This window comes from Hymenobacter sp. (assembly GCF_036387835.1).
Lineage (GTDB): Bacteria > Bacteroidota > Bacteroidia > Cytophagales > Hymenobacteraceae > Hymenobacter.
Window position 1 is genome coordinate 1 of sequence record NZ_DASVSY010000018.1, and the last position, 17282, is coordinate 17282.

Annotated in this window: 17 protein-coding genes; 2 read left to right on the forward strand and 15 right to left on the reverse strand. The window is 55.3% G+C overall.

Going from position 1 to position 17282, the window contains the following annotated elements; all coding sequences use genetic code 11:
* The first annotated feature begins 102 nt into the window (after window positions 1–102).
* Window positions 103–702, forward strand: a complete 600-nt coding sequence (locus VF639_RS03535; RefSeq protein WP_331144503.1) for a class I SAM-dependent DNA methyltransferase — start codon at window positions 103–105, stop codon at window positions 700–702.
* Here the strand turns inward: VF639_RS03535 and VF639_RS03540 are convergent.
* The 9 genes from VF639_RS03540 to VF639_RS03580 form a co-directional block, all read right to left on the reverse strand.
* Entirely contained in the window at window positions 649–1941 is a 1293-nt protein-coding gene (locus VF639_RS03540) for a glycosyltransferase family 2 protein (RefSeq protein ID WP_331144504.1), read from the reverse strand. The two genes, VF639_RS03535 and VF639_RS03540, sit on opposite strands and share 54 nt — an antisense overlap.
* 542 nt (window positions 1942–2483) lie before the next feature.
* Window positions 2484–3632, reverse strand: coding sequence for a BamA/TamA family outer membrane protein (locus tag VF639_RS03545; protein ID WP_331144505.1), 1149 nt, complete (start codon window positions 3630–3632; stop codon window positions 2484–2486).
* Window positions 3633–3826: 194 nt separating this feature from the next.
* Window positions 3827–5059 (reverse strand): BamA/TamA family outer membrane protein, encoded by a 1233-nt coding sequence (locus VF639_RS03550; protein WP_331144506.1) that lies wholly within the window; start codon window positions 5057–5059, stop codon window positions 3827–3829.
* A gap of 129 nt (window positions 5060–5188) precedes the next feature.
* On the reverse strand, window positions 5189–6133 hold the full coding sequence (locus VF639_RS03555; protein ID WP_331144507.1) for a geranylgeranylglycerol-phosphate geranylgeranyltransferase: 945 nt from the start codon (window positions 6131–6133) through the stop codon (window positions 5189–5191).
* 177 nt (window positions 6134–6310) lie between these two features.
* Window positions 6311–6505 (reverse strand): cold-shock protein, encoded by a 195-nt coding sequence (locus VF639_RS03560; protein ID WP_022824432.1) that lies wholly within the window; start codon window positions 6503–6505, stop codon window positions 6311–6313.
* 129 nt (window positions 6506–6634) lie between these two features.
* Window positions 6635–7123, reverse strand: coding sequence for a KdsC family phosphatase (locus tag VF639_RS03565; protein ID WP_331144508.1), 489 nt, complete (start codon window positions 7121–7123; stop codon window positions 6635–6637).
* 127 nt (window positions 7124–7250) lie between these two features.
* Window positions 7251–7490, reverse strand: coding sequence for a Fe-S cluster assembly protein IscX (iscX, locus tag VF639_RS03570; RefSeq protein ID WP_331144509.1), 240 nt, complete (start codon window positions 7488–7490; stop codon window positions 7251–7253).
* Between the two features lie 100 nt (window positions 7491–7590).
* A complete protein-coding gene (locus tag VF639_RS03575) occupies window positions 7591–7923 on the reverse strand; it encodes a 2Fe-2S iron-sulfur cluster-binding protein (RefSeq protein WP_331144510.1) in 333 nt (110 codons plus the stop codon).
* 60 nt (window positions 7924–7983) lie between these two features.
* A complete protein-coding gene (locus tag VF639_RS03580) occupies window positions 7984–8820 on the reverse strand; it encodes a Rossmann-like and DUF2520 domain-containing protein (protein WP_331144511.1) in 837 nt (278 codons plus the stop codon).
* Window positions 8821–9133: 313 nt separating this feature from the next.
* Between VF639_RS03580 and VF639_RS03585 the strand changes: the two genes are divergently transcribed.
* Window positions 9134–11080, forward strand: coding sequence for a T9SS type A sorting domain-containing protein (locus tag VF639_RS03585; RefSeq protein ID WP_331144512.1), 1947 nt, complete (start codon window positions 9134–9136; stop codon window positions 11078–11080).
* Between the two features lie 71 nt (window positions 11081–11151).
* On the opposite strand, the gene ccsA is transcribed toward VF639_RS03585, so the two are convergent.
* The 6 genes from ccsA to VF639_RS03615 all read right to left on the reverse strand — a co-directional run bounded on the left by ccsA (window position 11152) and on the right by VF639_RS03615 (window position 17090).
* On the reverse strand, window positions 11152–13752 hold the full coding sequence (ccsA, locus tag VF639_RS03590; protein WP_331144513.1) for a cytochrome c biogenesis protein CcsA: 2601 nt from the start codon (window positions 13750–13752) through the stop codon (window positions 11152–11154).
* Between the two features lie 66 nt (window positions 13753–13818).
* Window positions 13819–14820 (reverse strand): hypothetical protein, encoded by a 1002-nt coding sequence (locus tag VF639_RS03595; RefSeq protein ID WP_331144514.1) that lies wholly within the window; start codon window positions 14818–14820, stop codon window positions 13819–13821.
* Window positions 14821–14830: 10 nt separating this feature from the next.
* The gene (locus VF639_RS03600; RefSeq protein WP_331144515.1) at window positions 14831–15256 is read right to left on the reverse strand and encodes a cytochrome c maturation protein CcmE domain-containing protein; all 426 of its coding nucleotides are present in this window, start codon (window positions 15254–15256) and stop codon (window positions 14831–14833) included.
* Between the two features lie 137 nt (window positions 15257–15393).
* On the reverse strand, window positions 15394–15657 hold the full coding sequence (locus VF639_RS03605; RefSeq protein WP_331144516.1) for a CcmD family protein: 264 nt from the start codon (window positions 15655–15657) through the stop codon (window positions 15394–15396).
* Window positions 15638–16309 carry a cytochrome c biogenesis protein gene (locus VF639_RS03610; RefSeq protein WP_331144517.1) on the reverse strand — a complete coding sequence of 224 codons (672 nt, stop codon included), beginning with the start codon at window positions 16307–16309 and terminating at the stop codon, window positions 15638–15640. Before VF639_RS03610 ends, VF639_RS03605 begins: the two co-directional genes overlap by 20 nt.
* 139 nt (window positions 16310–16448) lie before the next feature.
* Window positions 16449–17090, reverse strand: a complete 642-nt coding sequence (locus VF639_RS03615) for a heme exporter protein CcmB (protein ID WP_331144526.1) — start codon at window positions 17088–17090, stop codon at window positions 16449–16451.
* Between the last annotated feature and the right edge of the window lie 192 nt (window positions 17091–17282).

Consider the following 17282-nt stretch of genomic DNA (forward strand, 5'->3'; position numbering starts at 1 on the left):
TCAACGGCTTGGACTCAGATTCCTCTCGCCGCTGGAGGCGCGGAATGACGGAAGGACAGTTGGCTAGGGGATGGACACTTATTGCCCCATGAAACTTCCTGCATGAACTCTAACCAACCGCACACGCTGCCTCCAGAGTACTTCGATGAAGTATACCGCGCAAATGCTGATCCGTGGAGCTTCGAAACCAGCCCCTACGAGCAAGCCAAGTACGCGGATACCGTGGCGGCCTTGGCCAAAACACTTTATGAAAGTGCCTTTGAGGTAGGCTGCTCGCTAGGCGTTCTGACGCAGTTGCTGGCGGCGCGGTGCTGCCACTTGCTGGCGGTTGATGTGGCCGAAGCCCCGCTGGAACGCGCCCGCCAGCGGTGCGCCTACTTGCCGCAGGTGGAATTCCAGCAGATGATGCTCCCCGCTGAGTTTCCAGTGAGCCGCACCTTCGACCTAGTTGTGCTATCAGAAGTGGGGTACTATTGGAGCGCCCCGGACCTGGCGCAGATAGCCGACCAACTGGTGGCGGCGCTGCGGCCCGGCGGTCACTTGCTGCTCGTGCACTGGACGCCCCCCGTACACGACTACCCCCTCACCGGCGACGAAGTACACCAGCATTTTCTAAACAAAACCACCACTGACGGCCCCTTAGAGCACCTACACGGCCACCGCGCCGCGCAATACCGGCTCGACCTGCTGGCTCGGCGCTAACGGCCAGCGGACCGGAGCCGCTGCCGACACAACTTGTGCGTGCAAGCCAGCTTCCTGCTCTTGGGTTATCAGGTAGCGCAACTCGGCCACCGCCAGCGGCAGGGTAGTCAACTGGCCGCGGCGCCAAACGGCCCGGTGGGTTTGTACCCATTCCCACAGCACACCAAAGGTGGCAGCACAAACAATTTGGCAGGTTAAGGGACCAGCGGGCACGCTCAGCAACGCCGCCAAGCGGATGCAGGAAGGCACAGCTTGTTGGCGAGGCTGCTGCCGGGTTTGCTGCCACAGTTGGCGGAGTTTCCGGCGCACCGTCCATTCGGCAACCAAGGCGGCGCCACTTTCCACAAGCGGTTCGCGCTGCTGGCGCGTCATTTGGGCCCATTCGCGCAATTGCCACGACAAGCCCACCGCCACCCGCCCCGCCTGGCGGGCCGACGTGTTGACTTGCACGGCCGGGCTGTGGCGCAGGCGTAAGTCGTAGCGGCGCAGGGCTTGGCACAGCGCTTCGTCTTCGAGAAAAGGCACGATGGGCAAGCCCCCCACTTGCCGGTACGCAGCCACCGTGATAGCCAGGCTGGCCCCATAATGTTGATGATGCCGGGGCCAGAGGTCGGCCGGATCGGGGTCAACCAAGGCTTCGAGGTGAGCCCGGAGCAGCCGGTAGGTGGCGTCGCGCAAGTGCGTGCGCCGCACCAGGCAGCTTTTCCGAATGGGGCGCTCAGGAAAAATGCGGCCGCCTACTGCATCGGCGCCGGCCTTCATTTCCTGTTGGGTAGCGGCCAGCCAGGTGGGAGCCACGCGGGTATCGGCGTCGGTGCTGGCAATGATGCCGGAGGGGCCGGTGATGCGTTCGAGGCGGCGGCAGGCCTCGTCCATCAACAGGCGGCGGGCTTGGCCTACGTGCGCCTCGCTCGGCGGTAACGCTATTTCCGCTACGTGCAGGGCCAAGGCCGGATGCTGTTGGGCAAATGCCCGAACGACGTTGGCGGTTTGGTCGTGGCAATTGTTAGCCAGCACTAAAATTTCGTAGCTGGCGAAGTCAAGCGGTTGGCCTTGCAGGTCGGTTTGGGCCGCCAGGGCCGCTAAAGTGGCGGGTAAGTTCTCCGCTTCGTCTTTGGCTGGAATGATAACACCAATAAGTAAGCGGGCATTAGGTGGGGTGGTGGGCCATAGTACTTTTTGCTGGTCGACTAAAGATCTTAGACCAGCAACAGCACACGGCTGTACGGGGAGAGCCATCAAGCGTGTTCTACTCGAATTGTGAAGCGGATACAGACGTTAAGCTCTACTTCAGTAATTGTCGAGCTTGACGTGTACAAGCGCTTACTTCACAATTTGTTTGCTAGCCTTACTGTTTAGGTTCACCACATAACAGCGGAGCGTAGGCTTAGGAGTACACGCAGATTGCTAAGCAAAACAGTAAAAACCTAATACTGATACTAATGTCAGCTCCTCAACCTGCGCTTTAGAAGCCACTTGTTCTTATTCCGAATGGCCGTTTTGTTGACTACTGTACGAATGATGTCGAGACGCGACACTTCGCGTCTCGATGTTGCGGAAGTTGTTTTAAAGCGCGTTCAAGTTGGTATACCGGCCTGGAAGCTGTAGCGCGCAGCCTGCGCTTCGCGTGTTGTTGCTGACGGCCGCGCCATACGTAAGTCGTTCAACGATACGCGAAGCGCAGGCTGCGCGCTACAGCCTCCGATATCAGGAAACCTATTCTAGACGGGGCGTTTAGAGAGACGCGAAGTGTCGCGTCTCGACATTGGCTGATCAATTATTTAGAAAGCTTCGCCGAAGCTGAAGTAGAAGCCCGTAGAGCCGTCGCGGCCGACACCATAGTCGAAACGGATGTTGAGCCGGTCGCGGCGGTTGAACTTGAAGCGTAGGCCGGCGCCCCCCGTGTACTTGAGGCCGCCATCATCGAAACCAGCCAGCGTGTTGCCCACCTGCCCTACCCCACCGAACAGTACGCCATTCAGGCGCCAGAACAATTGCCGCCGCAGTTCCACCTGCGCCACCACCGACTGCCGGTCGCGGTAGCGGCCTTCGTAGTAGCCGCGCAGCAGCTTGTCGCCGCCGAGGTTGGCTAGTTCCCGGAACGGCACCCGACCGGCCTGGAACTGCCCGACGACCTGCCCGGCCAGCACGGTTTTGTGGTTGACATCGAGCGACAGGTAGCGACGGGCATCGAGCAGGTAACGGCTAAAACGGTAGTCGCTGCCTAGGGCGCCGCCGTTCAGCAAAGCGCTTGCTTCCAGATAAGAGCCCTGGTAGGCACTTAGCACGTTGTCGCGGTGGTCATAGAGCAGCACGGGGCCAATACCAACTATGCGCGTGTTTTGGCGCTCCCGCAGGGGCCGCTCGTTGAGGCGGCTAGGAGCAACTACCACCCCGTCGCGCTCGATGTCGCGGTTCACTTGTATGTCGCGCAGGTCGGTGAGGCGGCCTTGCAGGCCGGCGAACAGGTTGGGCTTCAGGCGCCGCAACACCCGCTGCTGCCCAATAAACACCTTGTATTGGATAACCGACTTGTCGTCGCGGGAAGTGCGCGGCCCGGTGCCGTAGTAGTTGATGGGAAACCGGTAGTAGTAGCTCAGCTCACCGCTAATAAAATACTGTTCGCCCGGCGTGAAAATACTGTGCGTAAGCTGCACCAAACTTTGTTTTTCCTGCGTGCGCCAAGCAATAAGCCGGGCGTTGGACTTGCGCACCGTCGTATCCAAGCCAAAGCGCCACACCGGCAAAATGGCCGCCCCGTAGCCAAGGCCGGTTTCCGGCTGTGAGAAGATGATGGGAATAGGGAAAAAGCTGATTTTCTCCCGCTTTGGGGCGGCAGCGGACCGGGTTACCGAATCAACCGGCGCCTGCGCCGCCACCCGGCAACTCAACGAAATCAATAATGCAATAAAGGGGTAGCATAGACGCATAGAAAAGTTGTGGCCCGCAGTAGTTTACCACCATGGCAACGTCGGGGTTGGAAGATACGCCACGTTCAGCTTCCGTGGATTTCACCTGACACTTTGCTTTATCTGTGCCTGCTGCCAGAAGCAAGAACGGCCCTTCCACTGTTAGCGGAAGGGCCGTTTTCGGTAAGAACAAGCTTGTGAGGCAGGGGCACTAGTTAGAAGGCTTCACCTACTGCGAAGTAGATGCTAGGCGGGGTATGGGTGCCACCGGCATAGTCGAGACGGATATTGAGCCGGTCGCGGCGGTTGAAGCGGAAACGCAGGCCAGCACCGCCCGCCAGGCGGGTTTGATCGAAGGTATAGTCGCTTATTTTGTAGCCGACCTGGCCTGCTGCGCCAAACACAACGCCATCAATTCGCCAGAAAAGTTTTTGCCGAATTTCGGCTTGAAAAGTCATCATTTGCCGGTCGCGGAACCGGGTTTCATAAAGGCCCCGCATTAAGCCGGCGTTGTTGTAAAGCGCGCCGCCCAGGTTAGCTCCCAGGCCGCCCAATTCCCGAAACGGCACGTCACCGGTGTGCAGCTGCGTCAGATACTGTAGCGCCAGAATGGTATTGTTGGAAGTGGTAAGGGGCTGAAAATATCGCGCATCCAGTTGGTAGCGGGTAAATGTGAAATCAGAGCCAAGGGCGCCGCCGTTGAAGAGCATGTGTGCATCTACGAAAGCGCCGCGGTACGTAGCCAGCACATTGTCACGGCCGTCATAGAGCAGAGCCGGTCCCAGGCCCGATACCTTCGTATCGTTTCGCTCACGGCTATCGAGGCGCGGATCAGTTAAAAACGAATTGATGGCGCCATTGTCGGCATTGCCTTCGGGCTGAATGTCGGTGGTGTTGGTGAAGCGGTAGCGCAAGCCCGCAAACAGGTTGGGCGCCACCCGAGCCAGAGCTCTTTCGTCGAAAATAACAAGCTTGTAGGTCAGCTCAGATTCTGCACTTGCGGAATTATCGTTGCCGATGCCGTAGTAGAAGAGCTTTTGGTCGTAGCGGCTCAACTCGCCGGAAATGAAAAACTTCTCGCCGGGTGCGAATATGGTGTGCGTGAGTTGGATGGTGCTTTGCTTTTCCTGCGAATACCAGGCAATAAGCCGGGCGTTGGACTTGCGCACGGTGGTGTCGGTGCCAAAGCGCCAAACCGGCAAAATGGCCGCGCCGGCTGCAAACCCAGTTTCCTGCTGATAGAAGGCTATCGGCACCGGTATGAAGCTCGGCTTGTCGCTCGGCGCGAACATAGATTTCTTTTTGGAAGCCTCGTTCGTGAGGCCGGGAGTGAGCGGAGCCACTGATGATGCAGGCGCAGCATCGGTAGTAGTAGGAGCTACTTGAGCAGCACCAAGCCGAGCCAAGCCACAGAAGACCAAGGCCAGCGGCAGGTAGAGAAAGCGCATAAAGGCTTTTAGGAAAGGGGGAAAGAAGGGACAAGCCTTGTCGGAAGGCTGCGCAGCAAAAGTGCTGCAAGCAGCCTAACCCGTTCAAAGCTTGCTGATTGCTCTAACGCAACAGTAGCTACTACGGTTTTACCCAACCACGTTCACGAGCAGCATAGAAAGCACCCCAGCCAGCATAATGGCTTTACACCATGTACTGAGTTTAGCAAAGTGCCGGCGCCGGTCGGCGCGCCAGAGCAGGCGCGCCAGCGCCAGCAGTGGCCCCAACACTAGTAGTGTCAGCCACAGGCCTAGCAAAAGTGGGCCATTATGCAGCGCCTCGGCACCCGCTCCCGCCACCAGCAACAGCAAGCAGGCCAGAAAAAAGCCCGCCACCCACTTGGTGCGGGCCACGCCCCACACGATGGGCAGCGTACGGCAATCGTGCTGCGCATCGCCGCGCATGTCTTCTACATCCTTTACTATCTCGCGCACCACAGTCAGCAGAAAAGCTGCCAGCGCGTACATCCACACCTTGTTGTTGCCGGTCCGCAGCTGCAAATCGGGCAGCAGTACTAGCGCGGCCGTCAGCATGGCAATACTCACATTGCCCACCAGCGCCACCCGCTTGAACCGCACCGAGTAGCCCCACAGCAGTGCCGCCGACCCCAGGGTTACCAAACCCAGCAAAATCGAAAGCCCGCCGGCAATGGCTACCCCCAGCCCCGAGAGCAGCAGGTGCGCCAGCATGGCCCGCCGCCGGTTGACCGCACGCCCCACTACCAGTCGCCCCGGCCGGTTGATGGCGTCTATCTTGACGTCGTAGTAGTCGTTGATGATGTAACCTGCTGCTCCTACGCAGAGGGTGGACAGCACCAGCAGGCCAAAGCGCCAGTCGAGCAGCGTGGCTATAGGTGTGGTAGGGTGCAGCAAACCCGCCCGCACCAGCACCAAACACAGCAGCATAATAAGCAGGTTGGGGAGCCGAATCAGCCGGGCAATGGGTGGCAGACGGGAACTAGGCCTATCCGTATCACCATCTGTCCCGGCGGGTCCGGTTGCTGCCGCAGTAAAAAACGAGAAAACAGATGGCATAGCCACAGCCTACTAAACAAGGAATAAGAAACCGGAGAGCTCCAGATAACTAAAAGATAACCCGCAATGAGCTTACAATGTGCCGCCGCAACGAGAAATAGCAACAGGTAGTAGAAAGAAAGCCTCCCCAGTTTTGGAGAGGCTTTCCAGAATGCAAAATAAGTAAGGAGTTGAAGCTTATACGCGCTTCACATTGACAGCATTTACGCCCTTGCGACCTTCCTGCGTATCGAACTCCACTCGGTCGTTCTGTTGGATCTGGCCCCCGTTAAGGCCCGTCACGTGCACGAAGAAATCTTCCTTCGTCTCGTCATCTGTAATGAAGCCGTAGCCCTTCGACTCATTATAGAATTTTACGGTTCCTGTTTTCATGTAATAAAAGAAAATGGTGAATAAGATGGTTGGGTAAAGATAGAGGTAATTAGGAAAAGCGCAACCCGGCCCAGAAAAGGCCTTCTTGTTGTAAATAAACGACCTAAACAGCCGTAGCGACGCTGTTGGCTACCAGGTTTTTTGCGCCTTCAGCACGGCTTCCAGCAGCTCACGGACGGCCCCATAACCACCGGGCTTTTCGGCTACGTAGTTGCTGATAGCTAATACGTCGGAGGCGGCATCGGCCGGACAGGCCGCTAGGGCGCAACGGCGCATCACCTCTACGTCGGGCATATCGTCGCCCATGTATGCAATGTGGGCCGGGTCGAGACGGTAGGTGTTGATGTAGGTGTTGAAGATTTTCATCTTGTCATCTACCCCCAGGAAAATGTCGCGCACATCCAACGACTCCAGGCGCTTACGTACGCCCTCCTCCTCGCGGCCCGAGATGATAGCAATGCGATACCCTTGCTTAAGCGCGTGCCGGATGGCGTAGCCGTCGCGGATGTGAAAGGTCCGGGCCTGCTCACCCGAGTTGAGCGCCAGCAGTCTGCCATCCGTCAGAACCCCGTCTACGTCAAAGATAAAGGCCTTTATAACAGATAAGTCGGGTTGCATCAGGTGCTTGATGATTGCTGATTGTTAAAAGGCTGATTGTTGAATGGTTTACTTGTTAAAAGGCTGACTGTCGGGAGATAACAGTCAGCCTTTTAACAAGTAAACCATTCAACAATCAGCTATCAACCTATTTCTGGTTATCGCGCCACTCGTATACCCACTTGGCCTGAATCTGCTCTAGGTGGCCTTCGTTGGCTTCTTCTTTAGTGCCCGCGAAGTTAGGCAGGGTCAGGACCCAGTCGAGTAGTTCCGTAAAACGGATGCGGTAGATTTTTGCCTCCGTAAAATCGTCACCAAACTTTTCGTAGAGCGCAATGGCCACGTCTTCGTGGTCATTCCAGTGAATCGGGGGCTCGAAGTGGGCCATTTCTTGAATTATTGAATGGTTGGAATAACCAAATTGCTGATTGCCCTAACCGTTTATTGCACGATCAGCTATTCAACAATTCAGTTATTGGATTTTTAGATTAATGTCCTAAGAACTCCTGCGCGGGGATTAGAATAACCAGATCCTGCGTAGAAGCTTGCACCACGCACTGGCAGCCCAACCGCGAATTGATGCGCGGGTTTACGGCCCGGTCAATGAAGTCCTCTTCCTTGTCGCTGATTTCGGGCAACTCGTCTTCGCCTTGCAACACATACACATGGCAGGTGCTACAGCCGCACACGCCACCGCAGTTGTGCTGGAGCTGGATATCATTGTTGAGGGCGACGTCCAGAACCGATTCGCCTTCAGCCGCAACGTGGGTCTGGGCTGGCTGGCCGTCTTGAAATTGGAAGGTAATATTGACAGCTTTCACAAAGGGGGCTTCAAACGAGGCAAAAACGAAGGGGCAAAGGTAGGCACGCGGCCCTCCGATTCAAAGCGCTTCCCCTCCCTGCTTGTTTAGACTGCCTAGCACTTGTTGCTGCTGTATCTTGTCAGTCAGGCTATTATACAATTCCAACCAGTCAGGATACGCCGTTAGCGCGGCCTGGTGGCGGGCCAAGGTGGGCTCGTCGTGGCGGGCAGCAGGACCAGTTTGCACCGTAAAAGGCGAATTTGCCAAGGCTTTCTCCACCGTTTCGAGGATGAGCGGCCCCAGCAAGGCAAAAGGTAATTGCTGCTGCTCCAACAATGCGTGACTGATGCCAAATAGGTGGTTGGAAAAATTACAGGAAAAGACGGCTGCCAGGTGCATCACTTGGCGTTGGGCGGTATCGATACGCTGCACACTACTACTAAGCGTGTGCGCTAGTGCCAGCAGCGTGGCTTCGGCCGTAGGCGTAGCCGCCTCGATGCAAAGTGGCACCGCACGCCAATCTATAGAGCGGCCTACACTGAACGTCTGGAGCGGATAGAACACCCCGCCCTGTACGCCCGGATGGCTGTCGAAGACGGTGAGCGGTACGGCCCCGGATGTATGCGCTACGATGGCACCCTTTGGGAACTGCGCCTGTGTTAGCACGGTGGGTATTGCCGCGTCGGATACGGCTAGCAGGTACACGTCGGCGGGTGGCAGAGCCGTCAGATTAAGGTTAGGCACTATATGGCTGCCGGGCAGCGTAGCCGACAGTGCTGCCGCTGAAGCAGTGGTACGGCTCCAGATGTAAGGTACGTTGTGGCCAGCTTGATGCAAAGCGAGCCCGAGTTGGCCAGCTACCCGCCCCGCCCCGAGCAAGACAATGCGCAAAGACGAAGCCGCAGTTAAAGACATTGGTTGAACACGAGCAGAAGCAAAGGAAACTAGAAGGCTAAAGAACGAAAGTGGAAAAGAAGATTATTACAACAGACTAGTAAATTTTGAAGATAAAGCAACAACTTGGGGGCTGGCAATACTACGCCAAATTGCTTTGCTCGTATAGCCCTTGTTTAACTTAAACTCATTTTCAATTACAAATCTTTACCTAATGACAAATTTGCACACCAGGCTTTGGCGAAAGCTAACTCTGACGGCATTACTGGCGGCTAGCGCAGCAATGAGTCAAGCGCAGAGCCGCTTGTCACAAGCACATAGCCGCTTATCACAAGTGCAGGATCACTCCCCAGTCAACCGCCTGAAGCAGGTAGTAAATTCCCGGCCAAACACCACTGCTCGGGTGGCTTCTAATCCTTACGTGTCTGCTCAAGGACAAAACGTAGCCGGCACCTACACCGACCTGGGCACTACGGGCACAGCTATCAGCACTGCTAATACGGATGATGCCAACTCAGCCGCCCAGAGTATTGGCTTCTCCTTTACCTACAATGGTGCTGCCTTCACCCAATTCATCCTCAACACCAACGGCTTTATTAAGCTAGGCGCCGTAGCTCCTACCGCTACTAACGATACGGATGCACTCTTGAATTCTACTGATGCCAACATTATAGCGCCGGCCTCGGGAGTCGATTTGCAGGGAGCAGCCAACCAGGCTGCCAGTCCTACGGAATATCGGGTAACAACGACGGGAACTCCCGGCAGCCAAGTATGCACCATTCAGTTCAAGAACGTGCGCGACAAGGCTACGGTGTTTTCTAATGGCACCGTTGATCCTCAGTTTGCTACCATGCAGTTTCAAATCAAATTGTACGAAGGCACCAACACCATTGAATTTGTGTATGGCACCTGGACCGCTACGGCCAACCCTGCCTCTGACCAGCCGTTTTTGATTGGATTAAAAGGAAATGCGCTCAGCAGTGGCACCACAATCACGCAAGCTGACTTAAGGGAGCTTAGCCTGCTTTTCAATCCCGGCGCACAGTTCTGGAGCACTACTACTTTCACTAACGTGGTAACACAAGGCGGGCAAAATTACTTGGCCGGGCACTTCACTGCCAATGATTTTTTGCCAGACGCTGGTAGAACTTATCGGTTCCGGGTGGCTCCCCCCACTGATGCAGCTGTGCAGCTCGTCTACTCCTTAGGCAAAACGCCAACTAACAACTCACAAGTAATACAAGCAGTTGTCCGCAACACAGGTTTGTCGGCTCTAACTAACGTTGCCGTCACGCTTAATGTAACGGGTGCCAACTCTTATACTAACGGTGCAATTGTTCCTAGTCTAGCACAAGGAGCTTCCACTACTGTTTCTTTTGCTGCTTTTACGCCTACGGCGGTTGGAAACAATAGCATTACCGTCACTGCCACAGTAGCGGGTGATGGTTTGGCGTCAAATAATTCGCAAACAGTTAGCCAAACTGTAACAGCTAATACGTATTCGGCTGCCGACCCAAACAGAACGACAAATGATATCAGCGTAGGATTGACCGACAATTCGGGTTCGAATGCTGGTACTGGCATTCTAGCCACAAAGTATTCGGCCACTGTAACTCGCACAATCACAGCAGTGAACGTACAGCTCGGAGATGACGATGCAGGAGGGGTTGGTACATCGGTCGGTCGTACCGTTTATGCTGTAGTGCTCAGCAGCACCGGAGCAGTTTTAGGTCGTACACCTGATTATGTGATTCAAGCTGGTGACATCGGAGCCTATAAAACCTTCACCCTCCCTACGCCCGTAGCAGTGGCGGTTGGCGACTTTTATGTTGGTCTTGCACAACCCGCTTCCAGCAATACCGCTCCTTTCTCTCCACTTGGTCTTCAAGCAGAAGCTCCTACCCGTACTGGCAGCTTTTATATTTTGGCAATTACTGGTGGCACACCAGAAGACGTGGCAGAATACAATCTCGGTCGCTTCATGATTGAAGCGGTTACCACCGGTAGCCCACAAGGCACGTCGGCGGCGCTGAACCGGGCCATAGAAATGTACCCGAACCCGGCATCAGGCTTAGTGAAGCTGGCCGTGCAGGGTGCCAATGCCAAAGGCAACTTGAGCGCAACCGTTATCAACCAACTCGGTCAGGTGGTACACACGGCTCGCCTCAAAGACAACTTCATTAACGAGCTTGACCTTTCCAGCTTAGCCAACGGCCTCTACCTACTTAAGGTACAAACCGGCAATGAATTCACTATACGCCAACTGGTGCTCACTAAGTAGTGCCTGGTTCGATAGCAACCAACAAGAAAGGGCAGCCGTTTGGCTGCCCTTTTTTATTTGTATACTACCCATTAGGCTACTCGCTGTGCGGGACGAGGCTTTTTGGTTGAACGAGCTGCGGGCTGCGGAGCAGGTACAACGGCGGGCTCGCGCTTGGTTTTCTTTTTCCGGAGAGCCAGACCGAAGCCAACAGCCATCAGCAAGGTGCCGCTCCATAGCAGGTTAATAAAGGGCTTCTCAATAGCCTTGAGGATGATATAGTCTTTCTGGGTGGTGCTCACGCCGAAGGTGAACTTGCCCCCCGTAGGATCAACTTCGTTTAAACTCAGGCGCAAACCCAAGTCTTCAATTTCGTCGGGCACGCGACCGATCAGGCGGTTGCGCACGATGAAAACGGGGTGCACGTGGTATTCCCGCTGCTTTTCGCCGAACACAATAACGTCGGCTTGAATAGCCAAGTCGTCTTTGCTGAGGCCGAGGCCAGCCGTTTGTTGGGCGGGCTCAATGGCGCGGAATACGGCGAAGTAGTCGTTGAGGAAGATGGTATCACCAACGGCCAGCTTGTATTCTTTTAGCTCGCTCCACTCCTTCTCTTTCATCGGCGCTACAGCGCTAACGTGGGAATAGATGTCGTGGCCAATAAACCGCTTGATATCGGGCGAGGCGAGCAGGCCCCCCATTTCCTCGTTGTCCTGGGCACGGGGGAAGAGCGTGAAGACCTCACCGCTCTTGCGGTTTTTGTACTCGACCCGGTAGTAAGTGTTTTCTGGTAGGATATCTACCGTGTCACCGGTTTCGTAGTACTGCTTGCCCCCGAACTTAATGTTGTTGCGGGCTAAGGCCTTGTATTCGTCTTCGAGGCGGAAAAGCAAATCCTTGTTCACGTACTCGGGCACACCAGGCACATCGAAATACTGGCCGGTGTAGCTTACGTCGTACTCGCCCATGGGCGTGGTGTCGTTGCGCCACAACAGTACATTGTCGCGGTTCATTTCTTCTCCGAACTCTTTGGAGTACACCATGCCCGACATATTCTGGGAGATGATGTTGGAGTAGCCCGCCGAACCCAGGATACCAAGCAGCATCAGCGCAATACCTAAGTGCGCTACCCCGCCGCCCGAAAGCTGCACGCCACGAAGCAGCATCTTCAGCACCACACCCAAGTTGGCCAGCACGCCAAACAGCGCCGCTGTCAAGAGCACGATGTAAGTGGGTGAAATAGCGAGCTTGTTGTAGCGCAACAACAGTATAACCAGTGCCGAGCCGAGTAGCGCCAAAGCACCCGGATTGGTCAACGCGTTAACGATGGTCTTTTTGTCGTTGCGCTGCCACCACATCACCTGCGCCAAACCCGAAAGCAGGGCCACCCCCACCCCCATCCAGAGCTGGATTTTGGTGTAGTGCGCAATCTGATCGGCTGGCAAAGCCAAGTTGGACTTGATACCAATGAAGCCCAGGAAGGCATTATAAACCGGAATGCTGGTGGTAACCAGAACCTGAAAAGCACCAAGGCACAGCACCGTAGCGCCCACAAACACCCATAGTTCCGGGTTATAAGTGGTCAACTCCTTCTCCGAAACCGGAATTTGCTTCCAGCGCTTCGCTAGCAAGGCCACGGCCAGCACCACGAAAGCACCCAGATAAATCATCAGCTGACCCGACAGCCCAAGGTCGGTGAAGGAGTGCACCGAGGCATTGCCCAACACTCCACTACGGGTAAGAAAGGTAGCGTAGAGAATCAGTAGGAAGGTAGCGACCACCAGCACGAAAGAAGTGCGCAAGGCGGTGCGGCGCTGGTTCCAGAGCACCATCCCGTGGATAGCGGCCACCAGCACCAGCCAGGGAATGTACACAGCATTTTCGACCGGGTCCCAGTTCCAGTAGCCACCGAAGTTCAGCGTTTCGTAGGCCCAATAAGCGCCCATCATAACCCCAACCCCCAGCACCAAGCCGCCTACTAGCGACCAGCGCAGGGCTGGCTTCACCCACTTCGTAAACTCACCTTTCCAAAGAGCGGCTACGGCAAAGGCAAATGGCACCAGGGTGAGCGCAAAGCCCAGGAATAGCGTGGGCGGGTGAATTACCATCCAGTAGTTCTGCAGCAAAGCATTCAAACCCGTACCATCTTTCGGCACGAAGTCGGGATTTACCTTGAACACTGGCAGGTCGGTGAGGAAGTCGCGGAGCAGGATGAAAGGCGAAGAGCCAATTTTGAGGCTGCCAATCACTACCCCCATAATCATGGATGTTAGGAAGAGCTGCACACCCGCAAACACGGCCATTACCGGCGCTTCCCACAGTTTGTTGAAGCGCATAATGATTAGCCCTAGCACCACGTGCCAGAATATCCAGAGCAGAAAGCTACCCTCCTGCCCTTCCCAGAAGCAGGAAATCATGTAGTACACCGGCAAGTGGTTACTGGAGTGGCTCCAGGCGTAGTAGTACTCGTAGCGGTGCCCATGGATGATACCGAACAAGCACGCAATGATGGACACTACCGCCGCGCCATGCACCAAAAACGCGCCACGGCCAATCCGAAGCCAACTGACATCGGACTGCCCGAGCGGCTGGTTGCGCGCCGCCATATAATAGGAATACGCTGCCACCGTGGCCGCCACGAAAGCCACGATAACACTTAAGTGTCCGGCGTCGCCAATGAAGGTGTTAAGCATATTGGATGCGTTGTAGGAGAGGAAGCTGACCTGCTAGGGTATATAACCGGTCAACCAGAACTTGTTTTAAGACTTAGATTGCCGTCGCTTCAAGCCGGCTAGTCGTTTCATGCGGGCCCGATGGCTGCGTCGCTCCCAGCTTTGCTGCGCCTTGGCGGTCCGCTGCGCTGCTTGCGTCGAGGCTCTGGAAAAATAGCTTGGGTCCGGCATGATTTGACTGAACGCGTACCATTGCTGCTGCACCAACACCGGCGCGGCATCGTCAGAAGTTTCAGCTACCACTTGGTAAAGGTAGCGGCCAGGAACAGTTAGCGTATCGGTCCAGCTATAGTCGGTGCCTGCACCGCCGAGGGTGGTGCGGCTTACTTCCACCGCCGCCTGGGAGGCAGCCCGAAACTCGCTGGCTTCCCGCCGTAGCACCCGAAACTGCTGAACCGCGCCCAGAGTGTCCGACAGGTTCCAATGCAAGGTAAATAGCTTGTTGTTGGAAGGCGTTACCGTCGAGAGCAGTGGTGCTGCCACCGCCGGTAGGCCCTGCGGCTTGCTGCTCACCGCTAAGCTGAACTCGCAGAAATCTTTGAGGTAGCCGTCTACATCCAGCAAATAAGGTTGTCCGGCACGCAAGCCATCCAAGGTCACAAATACATCATCCTGGCTACCAAGCGACGTACACGAGAGAATCTGATAGGTCTGCGGCTGGCCGGGCGTACCCGTAAGCACCACGAGTTGCACCCCGCGCGTGTCGCGGCACTGCTGCCCGCCAATATTGACGTAGTAGCGGCCCGAAACCCGCGGCGTAAACTCAAACCACTGGTCGTTGTGATACTCGATGCACTTACCGGTGAGTTTCTCGTCTACAGCCTTCCACTGCACAGTGCAGTTGGTGGTGTTGGACTTAACAGGTTGATCTAACCGCAGCACCTGCCGATGCTCGACATCGTCGTTGGCAACCTGCGCTGTGCTAGTTAATACTGCGTAATTAAGAAGGAAGAGTTGCGCAACGAATACGCGTAGCCAAAAGCGCAAATGCGCTTTTGCAGGCCCGTATATCAGTTGCTTGTACCTCATTCCTTCTTGATTAATTGACGGCTGTTGCGCCCTTAATGTCTTTCTCCACGTACTTCGACGGGCACTTAAGTAGAATCTTGTCGGCAACGAAAATATCGTTGCGCATAGCCCCCGTAATCACCACCTGCTCCGACTTGTCGAAATCTTGTGGTTTGGGGTTGAAGTAGATACAGCGCTGTGCAACCCGATTGGTATCAACCAACGTAAAAGCAAAGTAGTTAGGATCAAGCACCGGGTTGTACTCCAGCCCTAGGATGTTTTTCTGGTTGTCACGCGGCAAGCGGCCTACTACGTGCACCTTGGTTAGGTTGCCTTCGGTGGCCCGCTCCCGAGCCTCTTTGAAGGACACATAAACACTGGCGTCGCCGGCGGCGCTCATAATGATGCCAATGGCTATGGCAATGACGGCAATAGCCAGAATGTGTGCTTTTTTCATGTCTTGTGAAAAACCAAACAGCTCAGCCCGAGCCGGGTATGTTGTAACAAATAAAACAGGCAGAAAAGTCCCGAGGAAAGCAACTACATCGAGTAAGTGAACAGCCGAGTAACCGGGGAAGTTATTGAACCGCCTCGCTAGTCTTTCAACTCTCGCTCTAGCCGGCTTACTTTTCTGTCCAAGGAAACCAACAAGGCCAGCAAACCGGCCAATACCACCGTCACGACGGCTACCACCACGTAAATCTTACCGTTGCCCCGCAGCGCATCGGCCATTTCGGGCGTATCGGTGGCGGTTTGGGCGGCGGCTTGCAGCACCGGCAGCAGCCAGGCGAATAGCAGCACCAACCACTTGAGGCTGCTCGTGCTCGTAAGCCGCCCGTTAAGCAAGCTGTTTTTCATACACTTTCAGTTTGAGAGAGGAAATGCGACTGGCTACCTGCGCCAACCAGAAGGCCAGCAAAGTCCAGCCAATAACTGCCGGATAAAACACCAAGCGCATGTTATCGTCGAGGTCGTACTTGGCAAAAGCCGGGTTGCCACCTGCACCGGGGTGTAAGGAGTCGGTGAGGCGGGGCAAAATGTAGAACAGCGGCATGGCCGTCGCAAAAGCGAAGATGTTGTAGATAGCCGAAATACGAGCCCGCTGCAGCTCATCGGTGAACGACGAGCGGAGCACCAAATAAGCCCCGTAGATGAGCATGGCAATGGCGGCACCATTGAGTTTGGGGTCGTTGGTCCACCAAGTACCCCACGTGTATTTGGCCCAAATGCTTCCCGTGACCAACCCCACGCAGCCCATCAGAATGCCCGTTTTAGCGGCCTCGTGCGACAGAATATCCAGCTGCGGGGTTGGCGTGCGCAAATAGCGAATGGAATAATACACCGACGCTATTAGAATAAAGGTCATGCCGAACCACATCGGCACGTGGAAATACAGGTTGCGAATGGTCTCGTTGAGGATGGCCAGTCGTGGCACCGGCATTAGAAACCCGGCTACTGCCGTGTAGAGCAGCAGCACTACTGCTAAACCTTTCCACCAGTTATTTTTCATGAGAAGCTAGAGTTTAGAGACCCGAAGGCAAGAGTTTCTGACCTTCCGGGGCTACTATGCAACAACAATCCAGGTGACCGTTTTATAACACATCTACCCTATTTTTCCTGGTTAATTTCTGGCCCGTTCTTTTTTCGAGTTAGCTGCGCCATAAAAAAGGAAATAGCAAGTAAGATACCGCCCCTACTATCAAGTTCAGAGCGACCAAGGTCAGTAAAGAGCTCTGACTAGCTTCGAATTCGAGGCCATCCAGAGCGTTTTTCGAGACTTTTATGAGCAGCAACAGCATCGGAATCATGAGCGGAAAGCCTAGTACCACCATCAACGTGTTGCTATTGGTGGCCTTGGCAGCAATGCCCGATACCAAGGTGAGCGTAGAAGCGAAGCCAAGGGCGCCGAGGGCCACATTGCCCACAAAAAGGGTAGTATCCTGCACCGGATTACCAAGCACCAGCACATATAGGGCAAGCCCAACCATTGCCAAGCCTAGCAACAGCAGGGCGTTGTAGGCAATCTTGGCCAAGATTACGGCTTGGGGCGGCACCAGCGTGTAATAGTAAAGCATCCGGCCGCGGCTCTCCTGCAAAAAGCCCTTGGCTACGGCATTCACGGCCGAGAAAAGCAGAATGATCCAAAACAGCGCGTTCCAGGCCGGGGCCGGGGGGGAACCACCCTTCAGCGAAAAGCTCAGAAAACACACGAATACCGTGCTACCCACGTAGAGCAGCATCCCGTTTAGCGCCGCACGCTGCCGCCATTCCAAGCGGAAGTCTTTGAGCATCAAGTACCAAATCTCACGAACGATCAACACGGCAAGACGGCTGGTGAACAGGACCGCAAAGATACAACCCAACTCCCGGATTAGCAGGGGTTGGCGACACTAAGACAAGTGACCACATCGATTGACGCAACCATCGACGCTTTTAGCAGGTTGAATAAACGAAATCCTGTAGGCTGAGAATAGTACCGGCTC

Coding starts and splice junctions, on each gene's coding strand:
- VF639_RS03535 (WP_331144503.1), top strand. CDS start 103: ATGAACTCTAACCAACCGCACACGCTGCCTCCAGAGTACTTCGATGAA.
- VF639_RS03540 (WP_331144504.1), bottom strand. CDS start 1,941: ATGGCTCTCCCCGTACAGCCGTGTGCTGTTGCTGGTCTAAGATCTTTA.
- VF639_RS03545 (WP_331144505.1), bottom strand. CDS start 3,632: ATGCGTCTATGCTACCCCTTTATTGCATTATTGATTTCGTTGAGTTGC.
- VF639_RS03550 (WP_331144506.1), bottom strand. CDS start 5,059: ATGCGCTTTCTCTACCTGCCGCTGGCCTTGGTCTTCTGTGGCTTGGCT.
- VF639_RS03555 (WP_331144507.1), bottom strand. CDS start 6,133: ATGCCATCTGTTTTCTCGTTTTTTACTGCGGCAGCAACCGGACCCGCC.
- VF639_RS03560 (WP_022824432.1), bottom strand. CDS start 6,505: ATGAAAACAGGAACCGTAAAATTCTATAATGAGTCGAAGGGCTACGGC.
- VF639_RS03565 (WP_331144508.1), bottom strand. CDS start 7,123: ATGCAACCCGACTTATCTGTTATAAAGGCCTTTATCTTTGACGTAGAC.
- iscX (WP_331144509.1), bottom strand. CDS start 7,490: ATGGCCCACTTCGAGCCCCCGATTCACTGGAATGACCACGAAGACGTG.
- VF639_RS03580 (WP_331144511.1), bottom strand. CDS start 8,820: ATGTCTTTAACTGCGGCTTCGTCTTTGCGCATTGTCTTGCTCGGGGCG.
- ccsA (WP_331144513.1), bottom strand. CDS start 13,752: ATGCTTAACACCTTCATTGGCGACGCCGGACACTTAAGTGTTATCGTG.
- VF639_RS03595 (WP_331144514.1), bottom strand. CDS start 14,820: ATGAGGTACAAGCAACTGATATACGGGCCTGCAAAAGCGCATTTGCGC.
- VF639_RS03600 (WP_331144515.1), bottom strand. CDS start 15,256: ATGAAAAAAGCACACATTCTGGCTATTGCCGTCATTGCCATAGCCATT.
- VF639_RS03605 (WP_331144516.1), bottom strand. CDS start 15,657: ATGAAAAACAGCTTGCTTAACGGGCGGCTTACGAGCACGAGCAGCCTC.
- VF639_RS03610 (WP_331144517.1), bottom strand. CDS start 16,309: ATGAAAAATAACTGGTGGAAAGGTTTAGCAGTAGTGCTGCTGCTCTAC.
- VF639_RS03615 (WP_331144526.1), bottom strand. CDS start 17,090: ATGCTCAAAGACTTCCGCTTGGAATGGCGGCAGCGTGCGGCGCTAAAC.